Genomic DNA, 18,545 nt, shown 5'->3' with positions numbered 1-18,545 from the left:
TGTGACGGGTGGGGTCCCGGGTGGTGCACCTGGGATGCCGGTCCGCCGATGCCGGGAGGGATGCACGCCTCCCGAGTCCTGTCGCGGTCCCTCCGGCGGGCCATCGCCCTCACCGGCGCCGTCGTCGTGCTGTGCGCCGGCCCGGTGGCCGTGGCCCGGGCTGACGACAGCGCCACCACCGTCGTCGGGGAGCTCGTGCAGGCCTGGCCGGAGACCTCGCTCGAGGGCCAGCACGCCGGGGAGTCCCACGAGCAGCCGCTGACCTTCGTCGAGGGCGCCGACGGCACCTCGGTGCGCGTCCCGACCGACGCGGTCGCCGGCATCGACGTCGGCAGCACCGTCGAGGTGACCGTGGGCGGCACCGCCGACGACGAGGCGACCGAGGACGGCTACGAGCCGGCGCTCGAGGTGCTGGACACGCAGGTGGTGCGCACCGCACGGGCGGCGACCACGGTCCCGGCCGGTTCGGTGACCAACCAGGTCACCGTCGCGATGGTCGCGCCCGCCGGCGGCACCCCGGACGGCACCGCGCTCGCGGACGTCGTCGACGCGGTCAACGGCGACGTCGCGGCCTTCTGGGCGCAGCAGACCGCCGGCGCGGTGACCGTCGGGGTCACCGCCGCCCACGACTGGATCACCACCGCCGCCGGCTGCGCCGACCCCACCGCGCTGTGGGACGAGGTCGCCGCGCGCGTCGGCTTCCAGGCCGGCCCCGGCCGCCACCTGCTGCTCTACGTCAGCAGCCGGCCGCAGGACCTGCCCGGCTGCTCCTACGCCCTGGGGCAGGTCGGCGCGAACCCCGCCTCGGGCGGGCGGCTCTACGTCCGCGACGACCTGCCCTCGGTCATCGCCCACGAGCTCGGCCACAACTTCGGTCTCGGCCACTCGAGCGCGCTGCAGTGCGACGGCACGGTGGAGGCCGCCGTCGAGACCGGCACCTGCCGCACCGCCGCCTACCGCGACTTCTACGACGTCATGGGCGTCTCCTGGGACCGGATCGGCACCCTCACCGCCGCGCAGGCCGACCGGCTCGGCGTCCTCCCGGCCGTGGCCGTGCAGGCCGCCGGCGAGGGGACGACGACGGCGACGCTCGCGCCGCTCGGCGGTGCCACCGGCACCCGCGCGCTGCGCCTGACCGACGCCGCCGGCACCGACTACTGGCTGGAGTACCGCACCGCCGCCGGCCGCGACGCGTGGCTGGCCTCGGACAACCGGTACCGGCTCGACAGCGGCGTGCTGCTGCACCGCGCCGGCGGCATGCCGGACACCTCGCTGCTGCTCGACGGCAGCCCGTCGGCCGCGGCCGGCTGGGAGGCCGACCTGCAGACGGCGCTGGTGCCGGGCGTGCCGGTCGCCGTCGCCGGCGGCGCGCTCACCGTGACCCTCGACGCGGTCACCCCGGCCGGCGCCACGGTGACCGTCGTCCGCCCGTCCGCGGCGGCCGGCGCGCCTTCCCCCGCGCCGGCCGCCCCGGAGCCGCAGCTCCTGTCCGGCACTCCCGGGACGGTCGCCCCCGTGCCCGCCGCCGCCCCGGCCGCGCCGCCGGCCCCTGCCGTCGCGCCGGTCACCCCGGCGCCCGCGCCCGCGGTCGAGGACCCCGCCCCGGTCGCGGCGGCGCCGGTCGAGGCGGCCGCCACGGAGCCCGCCGGCAGCGGCTGGACCACCCCGGCGCTCGCGGCCGGCGGCGTCGTCGGTCTCGGCGGGACCGTGCTGGCCACCCGCCGCGTCCTCCCGCGCCTGCGCCGCGGCTGACTCACTCCCGGGAGGGGTCCAGTTCGCGCGCGGACACGCCGATGGAGGAGCCAGCGCCGTCGATCGACGGCCCCGACCTGGAGACGTCCGTGCACCTCGCTCCCCGTCCGCGGGTCCTCGCCGCCGCGGCCCTCGCCGCCGTGCTCGTCCCGCTGGTGGGGACCGGGCCGGCCTCCGCCGACGACGCGCCGGCCGTCGGCGACACCGTCGTCGGGGAGCTGGTCCAGGCCTGGGCCGAGCACGCGGACCCGGAGGAGGCGGCCGAGCACGCCGACGAGGCCCTGCTCAGCTGGGTGACCGAGGCCGACGGGACCAGCGTCCACGTGGACACCGCGGACGTCGACGACCTCCCGGTCGGCGCGACCGTCGCGGTCACCCTCGGTGCGGAGGTGCCCGCCGAGCCGGGGACGCCCGCGGGTACCGAGCCGGTGCACGAGGTCCTCGACGCGGAGGTCGTGGAGCCCGCGGAGGCCGCACCGGTGGCCCCCGCCTCGGCGCCGTACACCAACGAGGTCACCGTGGTGCTGGCCGCGCCGCGCGGGACGTCCCCGGACGCCACCACCGTGCAGCAGGTCGTCGACCAGGTGAACGGGCCGGTGGCCGACTTCTGGGAGACCCAGAGCAACGGCGCCGTGCGCATCCACGCCACCGCCGGGCGGGAGACCTGGGTCCCCACGACCGTGGCGTGCGACAGCTCGGCGGCCATGTGGACCGACGTCGCTCGGCAGATCGGCTGGACCAGCGGCCCGGGGCGGCACCTGCTGCTCTACGTCCCCGGCTTCCGGAACGACCCGAACGACCCCTGTGCGTACGGCCTGGCCCAGATCGGCTCCGCGCCCGGCGCGGGCGGTGCCCTCTACGTCCGCGGCGTCCGGACCTCGGTCATCGCCCACGAGTTCGGCCACAACTTCGGTCTCGGTCACGCCTCGGCGGTGCAGTGCGACGACTCATCCGAGTCCGGCCCCTGCCGGATCGTGTCCTACGGGGACTGGTACGACGTCATGGGCGTCTCGTGGAACGAGGTCGGCTCGCTCAACGCCCCCCACGCCGCGCGGCTGGGCTTCCTGCCCTCCTCGGCGACGGCGAGCTTCACCGCGGCCGACCAGGGCGGCACCTGGTCGCTATCCCCCCTCGGCAGCCGCAGCGGCACGCGGGTGCTGTCCCTCGTGGGGAACGACGGCGTCCGCTACTGGTTGGAGTACCGGGCCGCCGTCGGCCAGGACGCCTGGCTCGACCCGGAGATCGGCTACGGCTTCGAGCCGGGGGTGCTCGTGCACACCGACGGGCCCGGTCCGCGCGACGACACCTCCCTGCTGCTGGACGGCACCCCGTCGGCGCAGGCGGACTGGGCCGCCGACGAGCAGACCGTGCTGCCCGCGGGCGGGCAGGTCACCGTCGGCGGACTCGCCATCCGGGTCTCGAGCGCGACGGCGGCGGGCGCCGCGGTCAGCGTGCTGCGCGGTGTCCCCGTGCCGGCGGCCGACAGCCCGATCACGGTCCTGCACCGCGACCTCGGAGGCGACGCCGGCCGCCTCGGTGCGCCCCTGGGTCCCGAGCAGTGCGGCCTGCGCGACGGTGGCTGCACCCGCTCCTTCGCGGGCGGCGTGGTGATGTGGTCCCCGGCCACCGGGGCCCGGGTGCTCGAGGGCGCCATCCTCCAGCAGTGGATCTACGCCGACGGCCTCGCCGGCGCCCTGGGGTACCCGGTGGGCGACATGGTCTGCGGCCTGGTGCGGGGCGGCTGCGGGCAGCACTTCCAGGGCGGCTCGGTCTACTGGTCCCCGGCCACCGGCGCACACGCGTTGAGCGGCGGCATCCGCGGCTACTGGGCCGGGACGGGCTGGGAGTGGGGCTGGCTCGGCTACGCCACGGGCGACATGTCCTGCGTCGACGGGCGCTGCACGCAGTACTTCGAGGGCGGCGTCGTGGCCTGGACCGCGGCCACCGGCACCCACGGCACCGGCGGCGCCATCGCCCAGCGGTGGTTCATCACCTGGCACCACCAGGGGATCGGCATGCCGACGACGGAGATGGTCTGCGGCCTGCCGCGCGGCGGCTGCGGGCAGCAGTTCCAGGGTGGCTCGATCTACTGGTCCCCGGCCACCGGCGCGCAGGCCGTGTCCGGCGCCATCCGCGGCTTCTGGAGTGGGCAGGGCTGGGAGCGCGGCGCCCTGGGCTACCCGCGGACGGACATGACCTGCCCCGACGGCGTCTGCCTCCAGGACTTCGAGGGCGGGATGGTCGTCTGGTCGGCCCCGACCGGGACGCACGCGGTCGCCGGGGCGATCCGCAGCCGCTGGCTGGCCCAGCGGATCGAGCTCGGGGCCCCCACCACGGAGATGTGGTGCGGCATGGTCCGCGGCGGCTGTGGCCAGCACTTCGCCGCCGGCGCGTCGGTGTACTGGTCGCCCGGCACCGGGGCGCTCGCCGTGGCAGGCGCGATCCGGGGCGCCTGGGCCGCCCAGGGGTGGGAGCTGGGCCGCCTGGGCTACCCGGCGTCGGTCATGACCTGCCGGACCGAGTGCCTGCAGTCCTTCGAGGGCGGCCGGGTGACCTGGTCGCCGCAGGCCGGCACGCGGGTGGCGTACACGCGCTGAGACGCGCAGCGGCCCGGCGGGAGCTCCCGCCGGGCCGCTCTCTCGCGCTGCTCAGGCCGGCTCGGGCCGGCTCAGGCCGTCGCCCCCTCGGTGTCGGCGATCGTGCAGATCACCGCGCCGCTGGTGACGGTCGCGCCGACCTCGGCGGACAGGCCGGTCACCGTGCCCGCCTTGTGCGCGGTGAGGGGCTGCTCCATCTTCATCGCCTCGAGGACGACGACGAGGTCCCCGGCCTCGACCGTGTCGCCCTCGTCGACGGCGACCTTCACGATCGTGCCCTGCATCGGCGAGGTCAGGGAGTCCCCGGACGTCGCGGAGCCGCCGTGGCCCGAGCCCCGCTTGCGCGGCTTGGCGCCACCACCGGCGGCCACCGGAGCCCCGCCGCCCGCGGCGAGCCCGGCGGGCAGGGAGACCTCCAGGCGCCGCCCGCCGACCTCGACGACGACGGTCTGCCGCGGCGCCGCCTCCTCGGCCTCCGCCGGCGCGGCGCTGTACGGCTGCACCTGGTTGTCCCACTCGGTCTCGATCCAGCGGGTGTGCACGGTGAACGGCGCGCTGGTGAACGCCTCGTCGCGGACCACCGCCCGGTGGAACGGGACGACCGTGGGCATGCCCTCGACGACCAGCTCGTCCAGCGCGCGGCGGGCGCGCTGCAGCGCCTCCTCGCGGCTGGCGCCGGTGACGATCAGCTTGGCCAGCATCGAGTCGAACGCGCCGGCCACCTCGCCGCCGGTCTCGACGCCGGAGTCCCAGCGCACGCCCGGTCCCTGAGGGATCTCCAGCCGGGTGACCGGGCCGGGGGCCGGCATGAAGTTGCGGCCGGCGTCCTCGGCGTTGATCCGGAACTCGATGCTGTGCCCGCGCGGGGTCGGGTCCTCGGTGATCTCCAGCGGCAGGCCCTCGGCGATGCGGAACTGCTGGCGCACCAGGTCGATGCCACTGGTCTCCTCGCTGACCGGGTGCTCGACCTGCAGGCGGGTGTTGACCTCGAGGAAGGAGATCGAGCCGTCGGTGCCGACGAGGTACTCGACGGTGCCGGCGCCGTGGTAGCCGGCCTCCCGGCAGATCGCCTTGGCCGACTCGTGGATGCGCGCCCGCTGCTCGTCGGTGAGGAACGGCGCGGGGGCCTCCTCGACCAGCTTCTGGTTGCGCCGCTGCAGCGAGCAGTCGCGGGTGCCGACGACGACCACGTTGCCGTGCGTGTCGGCCAGGACCTGCGCCTCCACGTGCCGCGGCTTGTCGAGGAACCGCTCGACGAAGCACTCGCCGCGGCCGAAGGCGGACACGGCCTCGCGCACGGCGGAGTCGAACAGGTGGGGGATCTCCTCCTCGGTGCGGGCGACCTTCAGGCCGCGCCCGCCACCGCCGAACGCGGCCTTGATCGCCACCGGCAGGCCGTGCTCCCGGGCGAAGGCGAGCACCTCGTCGGCGCCGGAGACCGGGTCCTTGGTGCCGGGCACCAGCGGCGCGCCGGCCCTGGTGGCGATGTGCCGGGCGGCGACCTTGTCGCCGAGGGCGACGATCGACTCGGGGGAGGGTCCGATCCAGGTCAGCCCGGCGTCGAGGACGGCCCGGGCGAAGTCGGCGTTCTCCGACAGGAACCCGTAGCCCGGGTGCACGGCGTCGGCGCCGGAGCGCGCCGCGGCGTCGATGATCTTCTCGACGACCAGGTAGGAGTCGCCGGGCGTCGTCCCGCCCAGGGCGAACGCCTCGTCGGCGGCGCGCACGTGGAGTGCGTCCCGGTCGGGCTCGGCGTAGACGGCGACGCTGGTCAGGCCGGCGTCGCGGCACGCGCGGGCGACCCGGACGGCGATCTCGCCGCGGTTGGCGATGAGGACCTTCTGCACCGGTCGACTCCCTCGTTCGTGGACCGCCCGGACTGTAGCCAGGCGACGGCGACCTCCTCCCGGCAGGGCAGGGGGTGGTCCACCGGCCGGCCCGTGAGGTGGACCGTTCCGTCCCCTGCGACCTCCGTCGTCCCACCCACCCCGCCGGTCGCAGGGCTCCCTCGACGGGCGCGGCGGTGCGCTTCCATGACAGCGTGAGCGCGAGTACGCGAGACGAGCCCCGGCCGGTGCGCGCCCTGCGCCGGCGTCACCTCGGCCGGGGCGCCGGTGCCGTGCTGACGACGCTGATCGCCGTCGTCGCCGCGGTCCTGGTCGTCGTGCCCGGCCGCCCCGCGGCGGCCGCGTGGGTGCCGCCGAACGCGACACAGCTGGTGACCGTCGAGGTGCCGAGCTCCACGTCGACGACCGGCAGCCTGCGGGCGTGGGAGCGCACCGCGTCCGGGTGGCGCCTGGTGTTCGGGCCGGTGCCCGCGCGCGTGGGTGCTGCAGGTGTCGGCCAGGCGCGCGAGGGGATCTCCGTGACGCCCGCCGGCACCTACCCGCTGACCGGTGGCTTCGGCCGCCAGCCGAACCCGGGCACGGCGCTGCCGTACTTCCAGACCGACGAGCTCGACTGGTGGGACGGCAACCCGAGCTCGCCCACCTACAACACGCACGTCCGCCAGGTGACCAGCCCGGGCGGGGCGAGCGAGAACCTGTACCGGACCGGCGCCGTCTACGACTACGCGGTCACCATCGGCTACAACCTCGCCCGGGTCCCCGGCGCCGGGTCGGCGATCTTCCTGCACGTCGCGAACAGCTCGGCGACCGGCGGGTGCGTGTCGATCGAGCGCGGTGCGCTGGTCACGCTCATGCGCTGGCTGCGCCCCGAGGCCGCACCGCACATCATGGTCAACGTCGCGCCGGTGCAGAACGCCATCGCCGACCGCTGGTACGCGGCGGGCGGCCAGGCGTCCCTGCTGGGGCTGCCCACCGGAGGAGAGCGAGCCGTGGGCGACGGCCGGGGCGCGACCCAGGACTTCGAGGCCGGCTCGAGCTCCTGGTCGGCGGCGACCGGTGCCCACTGGGTGGTCAACGGCATCGCCCGCTCGTGGTGGGCCACGGGCAGGGAGCGCGGTCGCCTGGGGTATCCGGTGACCGACGAGGTGGCGACCGTCGACCGCACCGGGGCCTTCTCCTGGTTCGAGCGCGGCGCCGTGTACTGGTCGCCGTCGAGCGGCTCGCACTGGATGACCGGCGGGATCCTCGACGCCTGGATCCGGCAGGGCTACGAGCAGGGCCGCCTCGGTTACCCGGTGACCGACGAGCTGGCCACCGCGGACGGCCGCGGGGCCTTCTCCTGGTTCCAGCGGGGCGCCGCGTACTGGTCGGCGTCGACCGGTACGCACTGGATGACCGGCGGGATCCTCGACGCCTGGATCCGGCAGGGCTACGAGCAGGGTCCCCTGGGTTACCCGGTGACCGACGAGCTGGCCACCGCGGACGGCCGCGGGGCCTTCTCCTGGTTCCAGCGGGGCGCCGCGTACTGGTCGGCGTCGACCGGTACGCACTGGATGACCGGCGGGATCCTCGACGCCTGGATCCGGCAGGGCTACGAGCAGGGCCCGCTGGGCTACCCGACGAGCGACCCCTACGCGTGGGGCGGGGGGACGCGGGTCGACTTCCAGGGCGGCTCGCTGGTGGCGGACCGGTCGGGGGTCGTCACCCGGCTCTGAGCCCCAACTCGTCGGGACGGGAACCCCGCCGGTCACCGCAGGACCGGCGGGCTCCCGTCGTCCGTGGACACGGCACGGCCGCCGGGGCGGCCGTGTGCAGGAGTCGGCGCGCAGGCCGCTGCGTGCGGGGGGAGGAGGGCGCTCAGCCGCCGCAGCGCAGGTCGAGGTCGACCGCTCCGACGCCGGTGTCCTGGCCGAGCAGGGTCGTGGTCACGACGAGCGCTGTGTAGATTCCTCCCGCTGTCGTGTGCCGCCACGGCTAGGGTGCCGGGGATGACGCGGGACCCGGGCCGGCAGGCCGCGCCACTGAACGCCGGCTACGACGACGCCCCCGGCGAGTACGACGACCTGCGCGCCTCGGGGCACATGGCCCGCCGCCGCCACGACTACTTCACGCAGGTCGTGCGCGGGACACCCGGTCCGGTCCTCGAGCTGGGCGCGGGGACGGGGACCCTGCTCCGCACCCTGGCCGCACGGTTCCCCGACCGCAGCTTCCTCGGCGTCGAGCCGCTGGACGCCTACGTCGACTACGCCCGGGAGCGGGCACGTCGGGACGGGCTGGGCAACGTCCGCTTCGAGGTGGGCGCGGGTGAGGACCTCGGCGCGGTGGTGCCGGCGGGTTGGGCCGGCCTCGTGCTCACCGTCGACACGCTGCACCACGTCGTCGACGGGCCGCGGGTGAGCCGGGAGCTCGCCCGCGCCACCCGGCCCGGCGGCCGCTGGCGCGCGATGGAGCCCAACCGCCAGCACCCGTGGGTCTGGCTCTACCACGTCCTGACCCCGGGGGAGCGGACCTTCCCGCCGGGCCGCTTCCTCCGGGTGGCCGGGCAGGCGGGCTGGCGGCTGCACGCGCGCGAGCGGATGTTCGTCGTCCCGAGCGGCACGCCGCCGCTGCCCGCGTGGGCCGCCCGCGCCGAGCGGGCGCTGGAGCGGCTGCCGGTCGTCTCCGGGGCCGTCGTGCACGACCTCGTGCGGAGCTGAGGTCAGCGCCGCCAGAGGTCGGTGACCGTCAGCCCGCGGCGGCGCAGCTGCTCCCGCAGCGCGGCCAGCGACAGCCCGATCACCGATGCGGGGTCGCCCTCGACCCGGCGCACGAAGGGGGCGCCGAGGCCGTCGAGGGTGAACGCGCCCGCGACCGCCAGCGGCTCGCCGGTGGCGAGGTAGACCTCGACCTCCGCGGGGGTCGGGGTGGCGAAGTGCACGACGGTCGAGGTGACGACGACGTCGCGGGACTCGACCGCCCCGCCGCGGACGTCGAGCAGCGCCTGGCCGGTGTGCAGCACGCCCGAGCGACCCGACATCCGCCGCCAGCGCTCCCGCGCCTCGGCGGCGTCGGCCGGCTTGCCCATCGCCTGCCCGCGGAACTCCAGCAGGGAGTCCGCGCCCACCACCAGGGCGTCGTCCTCCCGCCCGGCGACGGCCGCCGCCTTGGCCGCCGCCAGCAGCGCGACCCGCTCGGCGACGCGCGGCGCGGTCACCGTGGTCTCGTCGACGTCGCTGACCACGACCTCGGGCGCGAGGCCCGCCTGGCGCAGCAGCGCCAGCCGGGCCGGGGACGCCGAGGCCAGGACCAGACGGTGGGTCTCGCTCATGCGAACCTCCCGGACGCGCGCCAGCCGCCGGGGCCGGGCCGCAGCGGCTGGCGGTGCGCGTCGGCCCGGCTCGCCCACGCCCCGACCGGGGTCGGGCGCCGCCGCGGCCGGCGCTGCGAGAGCGCGGCCACGACGACGGTGAGGGCGGCGAGCTCCTCGGCGGTCGGCTCGCCGCGGACCACCCGCAGCAGCGGGCGCTGCGCGTCCTCGCTCACAGCGGGATGTTCCCGTGCTTCTTCGGGGGCAGCGTCTGGCGCTTGTTGGCCAGCAGCCGCAGCGCCTTCGTGATCTCGATGCGGGTCTCCGAGGGGCGGATCACCTGGTCCACGTACCCGCGGTCGGCCGCGATGTACGGCGACAGCAGCGCGTCCTCGTACTCGGTGATGAGCTCCGCGCGGCGGGCGTCGGCGTCCGGGGCGTCGGCCAGCTCCCGCCGGTAGAGGATGTTCACCGCTCCCTGGGCGCCCATGACGGCGACCTGCGCGGTCGGCCAGGCCAGGTTCAGGTCGGCGCCGAGGTGCTTGGACCCCATGACGTCGTAGGCGCCGCCGTAGGCCTTGCGCGTGATGACCGTGATCTTCGGGACCGTGGCCTCGGCGTAGGCGTAGATGAGCTTCGCGCCGCGGCGGATGATCCCCTCCCACTCCTGCGACGTCCCGGGGAGGAAGCCCGGGACGTCGACGAAGGTGAGCACCGGGACGTTGAAGGCGTCGCAGGTGCGCACGAAGCGGGCGGCCTTCTCGCTGGCGTCGATGTCCAGCGTGCCGGCGAACTGGGTGGGCTGGTTGGCCACGACGCCGACCGGCCGGCCCTCGACGCGGCCGAAGCCGACCACGATGTTCGGCGCGAACAGCGCCTGCACCTCGAGGAACTCGCCGTCGTCGAGCACGTGCTCGATGACGGTGTGCATGTCGTAGGGGGTGTTCGGCGAGTCGGGGACGACGGTGTCGAGCTCGTGGTCCTCGTCGGTGACGCCGTCCGGCGTGGTGTCGGCCGGGGCGACCTCGACCGCGGGCAGCGGGTCGAGGTTGTTGCTCGGCAGGTAGGACAGCAGCGCCTTGACGTAGTCCAGGGCGTCGGCCTCGTCCTCGGCCAGGTAGTGCGCGACGCCGGACTTGGTGTTGTGCGTGCGGGCGCCGCCGAGCTCCTCGAGCGTGACGTCCTCGCCGGTCACGGTCTTCACGACGTCGGGACCGGTGATGAACATCTGGCTGGTCTGGTCGACCATCACGATGAAGTCGGTGAGCGCGGGGGAGTAGACGTGCCCGCCGGCCGCGGCGCCCATGACCAGCGAGATCTGCGGGATGACGCCGGAGGCGTGCACGTTGCGGCGGAAGATCTCGCCGTAGAGGCCGAGGGAGACCACGCCCTCCTGGATGCGCGCGCCGCCGCCCTCGTTGATCCCGATGACCGGGCAGCCGTTGCGGATGGCCAGGTCGAGGACCTTGACGATCTTCTCGCCGTAGACCTCGCCGAGGCTGCCGCCGAAGACGGTCACGTCCTGGGAGAACACGCACACCGGGCGGCCGTCGACCGTCCCGTAGCCGGTGACGACGCCGTCACCGAACGGTCGCCGGGCGTCCATGCCGAAGTTGCTGGAGCGGTGGCGGGCGAACTCGTCGAGCTCGGTGAACGAGCCCGGGTCCAGCAGCGCCTCGATCCGTTCCCGGGCGGTCATCTTGCCCGCCGCGTGCTGCTTCTCGACCGCCCGCTCGGAGCCGGCGTGCGTGGCCTCCTGGACGCGGCGCTCGAAGTCCGCCAGCTTGCCGGCGGTCGTGTGGATGTCGATGTCGCCGGGGACGTGCTCGCCGGCGTTCTCCAGTTCAGCCGCACTCACGGCCCGTAGCGTAGGGGAGTGCCCGACACGCCCTCCGCCCGCTGGTCGGAGTTGGACCGCCCCCCGCTCGACGCCGCGGCGCTGCAGGCCGCCCTGACCCGGGACAGCCGGCTGTGGCGCTCCCTGGAGGTGGTCGAGGAGGTCGGCTCCACCAACGCCGTCCTCGCCGAGCGGGCCGCCGACGACGACGTGCCCGAGGGTGCGGTCCTCGTCGCCGAGCACCAGGCCGCCGGGCGGGGCCGGCTCGACCGCACCTGGACCTCGCCGCCGCGGGCCGGGCTGACCGTCTCGGTGCTCCTGCGCCCCGACGTCCCGGCCGCCCGCCGCGGCTGGCTGCCGCTGCTCACCGGCGTGGCGCTGGCCGAGGCCGTCGGCGAGGTCACCGGCGTGCGCACCTCGCTCAAGTGGCCCAACGACCTGCTCGCCGTCGACGGCGCCAAGCTCGCCGGGATCCTGGCCGAGGCGGTCGGGACCGCGGTGGTCGTCGGCACCGGTCTCAACGTCGGCACCCGCCGCGAGGAGCTGCCGCCCACCGGGTCGTCACTGACGCTGGTCACCGGCGCCCCGGTCGACCGCGGGCCGGTGCTGCTGGCCTACCTCCGCGGCCTCGAGCGGCGCTACACCGCCTGGACGGCGGCGCTCGGCGACCCGGTCGCCACCGGCCTGGCCGCGGACTACCTCGCCCGGTGCTCGACGGTCGGCGCCGAGGTGAGCGTCACGCTGCCCGACGGGTCGACGCTGTCGGGCACCGCGACCGCCGTCGACTGGGACGGCCGGCTGGTGGTCCGCACCGACGGCGGCACGGTGGAGCTGGCCAGCGGAGACGTGCAGCACGTCCGGACACGCCCCGCCGGAGCCTGACGCGCGGTCCGCGCTCGGTCATCCTGGCCGGGTGCCCTACCCCGACAGGCTCCTGGCCGACGACGAGGAGGTCGTCGTCCACCTGCACCCGCACTGGACGACGCTGTTCTGGCCCGTGACCGGGCTGTTCGCCGTCGTCGGCGCCGGCTCCTACCTCGCCGCCCTCGTCCCCGCCGGCCGCCAGCAGGGCGTGCTGCGGATGGCCCTGCTGGGCGCCGTCCTGGTCGGCCTGGCGGTCCTCGTGCTGCGGCCGGTGCTCCGCTGGCGCACCACCCACCTGGTCGTCACCACGCACCGGCTGCTGGTCCGCTCGGGCGTCCTGTCCCGCCGCGGCCGGGACGTGCCGCTGTCGCGCGTCACCGACGTCACGTCCCGGCAGACGCTGCGGCAGCGGGTCGTGCGGTCCGGGACGCTGACCGTCGAGACCGCCGGGGAGGGCGGCCCGGTGGTGCTCGAGCGGGTCCCCGCCATCGACGAGGTGCAGGGGGTGCTCACCACGCTGATCGAGGAGGACGCCGACGGATGGGCACCCCGTGTCCTGGAGCCGCGCGTTCACGGCTCAGCGGACCACGCCGGTCTGTCCCGGGGGCGGTCGACGGAGCCGTTGAGCGATTTGTGACGGGTTGACAACTCCCCGACACGACTTCGTGTGTCGCTCCACTCAATGCGCACACCGTGTACGCCTACCGTCTACGGCGGGTGAGGGCGGACGGATCGGTCCTTCCCTCGATGACAGGAGTGGGGTCCCATGCGCGGAGCATCGACGGGCAGCCCTCGCCGTGACATCAGGGCCCTGACCGGGCTCCGGGCCGTGGCAGCCACCTGGGTCATGCTCTTCCACCTGCAGGTGTTCCTCTATCCCTACCTCGACCAGGTGCCGTTCGTGCTCCCGCTGGTCCGGGCTGGATGGACGGGGGTCGAACTCTTCTTCGTGCTGAGCGGGTTCGTCATCACCTTGAGCTACGGCGAGACGATGGGCGGTCGGCCCACCCCGCGACGCGCCCTTCGCTTCGTGATCAACCGCTTTGCCCGCGTCTGGCCGGCCTGGGCCGTGGTCACGGTGGCCATGGGCGGTTGGATCTACCTCGTGCGCGCGTCAGGTCACGATGCCGACGTCGTCGGCGCCCACCCAGACGCCGATCTGCCGACGTTGCTCTCTCAGCTCACGATGACCCAGATGTGGGGCCGGACCGAGCACATGGGTGCGAGTTACGTGGGTCCCGGGTGGTCGATCAGCGCCGAGTGGGCGGCTTACCTCGCCTTTCCCGTCCTCATCGTGGCCCTGTGGTGGGCACGCCGTCTCCCTGCCGCGGTGCTGCTCGTCCTCGCTGTCGCCGTGATGTCTCCGCTGTCGGTCGACGCGTTCCTGCACGGGACGCCCGACACCCAGCAGCACTGGGCCCTGCGCATCACCTGTGGGTTCACCGCAGGCGTCCTCGCGGCGCTCGCGGTCCGCAGGACCGAGCGCAGCGACCGGACCGAGTCCGTGGCCTTCGCCGCGCAGGTGTCGTGCGTTGCGCTGATCGTCACGGGGACCATGTGGGCGCTGTGGCGGCGGGGCGACGACCTCCACGTCGACTACGCGGGCGTCATCGTCGTTCTCTTCCCTGCGCTCGTCGCGGCCCTCGCGGTCACCGACCGTGGGCCGGCGCGCTGGCTCTCGACGTCGCCGCTCGTCTACGGCGGGAAGATCTCGTACTGCCTCTATCTGGTCCACTTCGTCATGATCGACATCGCCGTCGCACTGTTCTGGCAGGACCCGGCAGGGCGGGGGACGCTGACGCCTGGTCAAGCACTCCTCCTGCCCCTGCTCGTCGTCGTCGCCTTCTCGACTGCTGCAGGGCTGCACCACGGCGTGGAAGAGCCCGCACGCCGCCTCGTCCTGGCAGCCGCCGACCGCGTCCTCGTCGGCACCGTGCGCGTGCCGCGGGGGACCGCTGCTGCACCGGTGCCGCCTCCGGCCGAGCCGATGGTCGCCCGTCCTGACCTCCGCACCGCCCGCCTCGTCCCTCACGCCGGTGGGACCCTGTCCTCGACCCGACGATCGGACGGCAACCCGGTGCGCCCCGCGTGGCACGTCAGCGAGAGCCTCCTCCCAGCCGCGGGACGGCGGGTGCCCGTCATGCCGGCCCGGACGCCCTCCGAGGCCTGAGCCGCGACGGTTCTGTCGGCACCCCGTCCTACCCTGCGCGCCCATGCGACTGCTGCACACCTCGGACTGGCACATCGGGCGGTCGCTGCACGGTGCGGAGCTGCTCGCCGAGCAGGAGGCGGTGCTGTCCGGGCTGGCCCGGTTGGTGGCCGAGGAGGGCGTCGACGCCGTCGTCGTGGCCGGGGACGTCTACGACCGGGCGGTGCCCTCGGCCGACGCGCAGGCGGTCCTCGACCGGGTGGTCGGCCGCCTGGTCGGCGCCGGCGCCACGGTCGTCCTCACCCCGGGCAACCACGACTCGGCGCGGCGGCTGGGCACCTTCTCCTCGCTGCTGACCAAGGCCGGGCTGCACGTCCGCGCCGAGACCGCGCGGCTGGACGAGCCGGTGCTGCTTCCCGACGCGCACGGCGAGGTGGCCGTCTACGGGCTGCCCTACCTCGAGCCGGAGATCGCCCGGCACGAGCTCGGCGTGCCGGACGCGCGCAGCCACGAGGGCGTCCTGCGGGCGGCGATGGACCGGGTGCGCGCCGACCTGTTCCTGCGCCCCGGCACCCGCTCGGTGGTGCTCGCGCACGCCTTCGTCGGCGGCGGGGTGGCCAGCGACAGCGAGCGCGACATCTGCGTCGGCGGGGTGGACGTGGTGCCGGCGCCGGTGTTCGACGGCGTCGACTACGTGGCGCTGGGGCACCTGCACCGCCCGCAGACGCTCAGCGACCGGATGCGCTACAGCGGCTCCCCGCTGGGGTACTCCTTCGGCGAGGCCGGGCAGGACAAGCAGGTGTGGCTGGTCGACCTCGACGCCGGCGGGCTGGCCGGCGTCCGGTCCGTGCCGCTGCCCGCGCCCCGGCCGCTGACCGTGCTCACCGGCACCCTCGACGACCTGCTCGCCGACCCCGCCCACACCGCCGCCGAGGAGGCCTGGGTGTCCGCCCGGCTCACCGACCCCGTCCGCCCCGCCGACCCGATGCGCGCGCTGCGCTCCCGGTTCGGCCACTGCGTGCACCTGGAGTGGATCGGCGGCACCGCCGGCGGCGACGGTCGCAGCTACCGGGAGCGGCTGCGCGGCCGGGACGACCTCGACGTGGCGGGGGAGTTCGTCGCGCACGTCCGCGGTGGGGTGGGCGTCACGGCCGCCGAGCGTGACCTGCTGGCCCGGGCGCTGGGCGCCGCGGGCCGCGAGGAGCTGACCCGGTGAGGCTGCACAGCCTCAGCCTCACCGCCTTCGGGCCCTTCGCCGGCACCGAGACCGTCCGGGTCGACGAGGTGGCCCGCGACGGGCTGTTCCTGCTCTGGGGCCCCACCGGGGCGGGCAAGACGACGCTGCTCGACGCCGTGGTCTTCGCGCTCTACGGCACCGTCCCCGGCGCCCGCGGCGAGGCCCGCCGGCTGCGCAGCGACCACGCAGACGCGGCCACCCGCACCGAGGTCTCCTGCGAGCTGACCCTCGCCGGCGAGCGGCTGCTGGTCGTCCGCCGCCCGGAGCAGACCCGGCCGAAGAAGCGCGGCAGCGGCGAGACCACCGAGCAGGCCAAGCTCACCGTGCAGCGCGCGACGGCCGACGGCTGGGAGCCGGTGAGCACCCGGATCGACGAGGGCTCGGAGTACCTGCGGGTGCGGCTGGGCCTGTCGGCCGAGCAGTTCTGCCAGGTGGTGCTGCTGCCCCAGGGCGACTTCGCCCGGTTCCTGCGGGCCGAGCCCGAGGACCGCGGCCGGCTGCTGCGCACCCTGTTCGACGTCGACCGGTTCGCCCGCGCCGAGGACTGGCTGGCCGGGGAGCGGCGGGCCGCCGAGGAGGAGCTGCGCGCCGACCGGCACCGGGTGAGCACGCTGCTGCACCGCGTCGCCCAGATCGCCGACGTCGAGGTGCCCGAGGAGCTCGCGCCCGAGCTGGTCGGCGCCCGCCCCGGCGCCTCGGTCGGCGCCTGGGTGACCGGGGTGCGCGGCCGGGCGGCCGAGCGGCTGGTCCGCGCCGCCGCCGAGGCCGACGACGCGGCCGCGGCGAGCACCCGGGCCGAGGCGGAGCTCGCCGCCGCGCGGGCGCTGGCCGACCGGCACGCCCGCCGCGACCGGGCCCGCGCCGAGCTGGAGCGGCTCACCGCCCGCGAACCGGAGCTGGCGCCGCTGCGGGACCGGGCCGACGCCGGCCGCCGCGCCGAGGTGCTGCGCGACGTCCTGGACGCCGCCGCGCGCGCCGTCCGCGCCGCCGAGCGGGCCGCCGCCGCCCGCGAGGCCACCGAGGCCGCCTGGGCCGCGGTCTCCGGCGGGCGCCCGGCCGGCCCCGAGCCGGCGCGGGAGCTGCGCGACGCCGCGGCCGCGGTGCGGACCCTGCTGCCCGAGGCCGACCGCGCCGCGGGCCTGGCCGCTGAGGTCACCCGGCTGGCCCGCGAGGGCGAACGGCTCACCGGCCGCGTCGCCGACGGCGCCCGCGCCGTCGAGGAGGAGCCCGCCCGCGTCGCCGCGGCGCAGGCCCGGCTCGACGCCGCGCAGGCCGCCGCCGCCCGCCTGCCCGGCCTCGTCGCCGCGGACGAGGCCGCCCGCGCCGCCCTGGAGGCCGCCACCCGCGCCGCGGAGGTGACCGGCCGGCTCGACCGCGCCGCCAAGGCCGCCGACGCCGCCCGGCTGGGCTGGCTGGAGGCGCGCGAGCGGCTGGTCGAGGTGCGCACCGCCCGGCTCGAGGGCATGGCCGCCGAGCTCGCCGCCGGGCTGACCGACGGCGCCGACTGCCCGGTGTGCGGCTCGGCCGAGCACCCGCGCCCCGCGGTGCCGGCCGGCACCGCGGTCACCGCCGACGACGAGGAGCGCGCCCGCGCTGCCGTCGACGCCGCCGAGGAGCGGCGCACCGCCGCCGGCCGGGCGGTCGAGGAGCTGGAGCGGCAGCTGGCCGTGCTGCGCGCGCAGGCCGGGGAGCTGCCGGCCGCCGAGCTGTCCGGGCGGGCGGCGGCCGCGGCGGCCGAGCGCGCCGAGGTGGCGGCGCGGGCCCGCGAGGTGGAGCCCGCCCGCCGCGAGCTGGCGGCGGCCGAGCAGCGGCGCGACGCCGCCGTCACGGCGCTGGCCGCCGACCGCGAGGCGCTGCAGCGGGTCACCGCCGAGCGCGGCGCCCGCGCCGAGGCGCACGCCGAGCTGGCCGCCCGCCTCGACGCCGCCCGGGGGGAGGACCGCGACCTGCCGGCCCGCGTCGCGCGGCTCACTGCCGAGGCCGCCCGCTGCGAGGCCGCCGTCGCCGCCGCCGAGGAGGAGCGCCGCGCCCGCACCGCCGCCGAGGACGCCCGGGACGCCGCCGAGCAGCGCGCCGCCGCGGCCGGGTTCGCCGGCGTGGGGGAGGCGGCCGCCGCCCTGCTGGAGGACGGCCGGCTGGCCGCGCTGGACCGGCGGCTGCGCGAGCACGACGAGGCGCACGCGGTCGTCGTCGCCACCCTCGCCGACCCCGAGCTCGCCGACCTCGGCGAGCGCCCCGACGTCGCGGCCGGGCAGCAGCGCTGCGCGGAGCTCACCGCCCGCCGCGAGGACGCCGTCACCGCGCTCGACCAGGCCCGCCGCTGCGCGGACGCCCTCGACGCGCTCGCCGGCGACGTCGTCTCCGCCGAGGTGGAGCTGGCCGAGCGGCGGGCGCGCGCCGAACAGGTCTCCGGCCTGGCCGACCTCGTGGGCGGGCGCGGGGCGAACACGCTGCGGATGCGGCTGCAGTCGTTCGTGCTCGCCGCGCGGCTCGAGCAGGTCGCCGAGGTGGCCAGCCGGCGGCTGCAGGAGATGTCCCGCGGCCGCTACACCTTCCTGCACAGCGACGCGCTCGGCCGCCACGGCGCCCGCGGCGGCCTGGGCCTCGACGTCCTGGACGAGTACACCGGCGTCCGCCGGCCGACCAAGACCCTCTCCGGCGGGGAGAGCTTCATGGCCTCCCTCGCCCTCGCCCTCGGCCTCGCCGACGTCGTCACCGCCGAGGCGGGCGGGGTCCAGATGGACACCCTGTTCGTCGACGAGGGCTTCGGCACCCTCGACGCGCAGGCGCTCGACGCGGTGATGGGCGTGCTCGACGAGCTGCGGCGCGGCGGGCGGACCGTCGGCGTCATCAGCCACCTGGAGGAGCTGCGCACCCGCATCCCCACCCGGCTCGAGGTCGTCGCGGGGCGGTCGGGCTCGCGGCTGGCCGGCTGACCCCCGCCGGGCGTCCCACGGCGCCCGGGGACCGGCCCGC

13 protein-coding genes are annotated in these 18,545 nt (G+C 76.3%); 9 read left to right on the top strand and 4 right to left on the bottom strand.

Features of this window, described 5'->3' with window-relative positions:
- Positions 1-60: 60 nt before the first annotated feature.
- Together ACI79B_RS05470 and ACI79B_RS05465 are read left to right on the top strand one after the other, a co-directional pair.
- Positions 61-1,752 (top strand): reprolysin-like metallopeptidase, encoded by a 1,692-nt coding sequence (locus ACI79B_RS05470; RefSeq protein ID WP_456929988.1) that lies wholly within the window; start codon positions 61-63, stop codon positions 1,750-1,752.
- Between the two features lie 41 nt (positions 1,753-1,793).
- Positions 1,794-4,349 carry a hypothetical protein gene (locus ACI79B_RS05465; RefSeq protein ID WP_456929987.1) on the top strand — a complete coding sequence of 852 codons (2,556 nt, stop codon included), beginning with the start codon at positions 1,794-1,796 and terminating at the stop codon, positions 4,347-4,349.
- Positions 4,350-4,420: 71 nt separating this feature from the next.
- Here ACI79B_RS05465 and ACI79B_RS05460 read toward each other — a convergent pair whose 3' ends face one another.
- On the bottom strand, positions 4,421-6,196 hold the full coding sequence (locus tag ACI79B_RS05460; protein ID WP_456929986.1) for an acetyl/propionyl/methylcrotonyl-CoA carboxylase subunit alpha: 1,776 nt from the start codon (positions 6,194-6,196) through the stop codon (positions 4,421-4,423).
- 194 nt (positions 6,197-6,390) lie between these two features.
- Here ACI79B_RS05460 and ACI79B_RS05455 point away from each other — a divergent pair, with 194 nt between their 5' ends.
- Both ACI79B_RS05455 and ACI79B_RS05450 read left to right on the top strand, forming a co-directional pair.
- Positions 6,391-7,911 (top strand): hypothetical protein, encoded by a 1,521-nt coding sequence (locus ACI79B_RS05455; protein WP_457000065.1) that lies wholly within the window; start codon positions 6,391-6,393, stop codon positions 7,909-7,911.
- 273 nt (positions 7,912-8,184) lie between these two features.
- Positions 8,185-8,892, top strand: coding sequence for a class I SAM-dependent methyltransferase (locus ACI79B_RS05450; protein ID WP_456929450.1), 708 nt, complete (start codon positions 8,185-8,187; stop codon positions 8,890-8,892).
- Between the two features lie 2 nt (positions 8,893-8,894).
- Here the strand turns inward: ACI79B_RS05450 and ACI79B_RS05445 are convergent, their stop codons facing one another.
- Genes ACI79B_RS05445 through ACI79B_RS05435 form a run of 3 tightly spaced genes read right to left on the bottom strand, consistent with a single transcriptional unit; the run spans position 8,895 to position 11,340 of the window.
- Entirely contained in the window at positions 8,895-9,503 is a 609-nt protein-coding gene (locus ACI79B_RS05445; protein WP_456929449.1) for a Maf family protein, read from the bottom strand.
- Entirely contained in the window at positions 9,500-9,718 is a 219-nt protein-coding gene (locus tag ACI79B_RS05440) for an acyl-CoA carboxylase subunit epsilon (protein ID WP_456929448.1), read from the bottom strand. Before ACI79B_RS05440 ends, ACI79B_RS05445 begins: the two co-directional genes overlap by 4 nt.
- Positions 9,715-11,340, bottom strand: a complete 1,626-nt coding sequence (locus ACI79B_RS05435) for an acyl-CoA carboxylase subunit beta (protein WP_456929447.1) — start codon at positions 11,338-11,340, stop codon at positions 9,715-9,717. The genes ACI79B_RS05440 and ACI79B_RS05435 overlap by 4 nt, the downstream gene beginning before the upstream one ends.
- An 18-nt stretch (positions 11,341-11,358) precedes the next feature.
- Here ACI79B_RS05435 and ACI79B_RS05430 point away from each other — a divergent pair, with 18 nt between their 5' ends.
- The 5 genes from ACI79B_RS05430 (at position 11,359) to ACI79B_RS05410 (ending at position 18,505) form a co-directional block, all read left to right on the top strand.
- A complete protein-coding gene (locus ACI79B_RS05430; protein ID WP_456929446.1) occupies positions 11,359-12,201 on the top strand; it encodes a biotin--[acetyl-CoA-carboxylase] ligase in 843 nt (280 codons plus the stop codon).
- Positions 12,202-12,232: 31 nt separating this feature from the next.
- Complete coding sequence (locus ACI79B_RS05425) at positions 12,233-12,820, top strand: PH domain-containing protein (protein WP_456929445.1); 588 nt, start codon at positions 12,233-12,235, stop codon at positions 12,818-12,820.
- Between the two features lie 129 nt (positions 12,821-12,949).
- A complete protein-coding gene (locus ACI79B_RS05420) occupies positions 12,950-14,353 on the top strand; it encodes an acyltransferase family protein (RefSeq protein ID WP_456929444.1) in 1,404 nt (467 codons plus the stop codon).
- A 43-nt stretch (positions 14,354-14,396) separates the two neighbouring features.
- A complete protein-coding gene (locus ACI79B_RS05415) occupies positions 14,397-15,548 on the top strand; it encodes an exonuclease SbcCD subunit D (protein ID WP_456929443.1) in 1,152 nt (383 codons plus the stop codon).
- A complete protein-coding gene (locus tag ACI79B_RS05410; protein ID WP_456929442.1) occupies positions 15,545-18,505 on the top strand; it encodes an AAA family ATPase in 2,961 nt (986 codons plus the stop codon). Before ACI79B_RS05415 ends, ACI79B_RS05410 begins: the two co-directional genes overlap by 4 nt.
- The last annotated feature ends 40 nt before the right edge of the window (positions 18,506-18,545 follow it).

Source organism: Geodermatophilus sp. SYSU D00879 (assembly GCF_054050375.1).
Note: the sequence above shows the minus strand (reverse complement) of the source record. Positions and strands in the feature narration are given on the sequence as shown.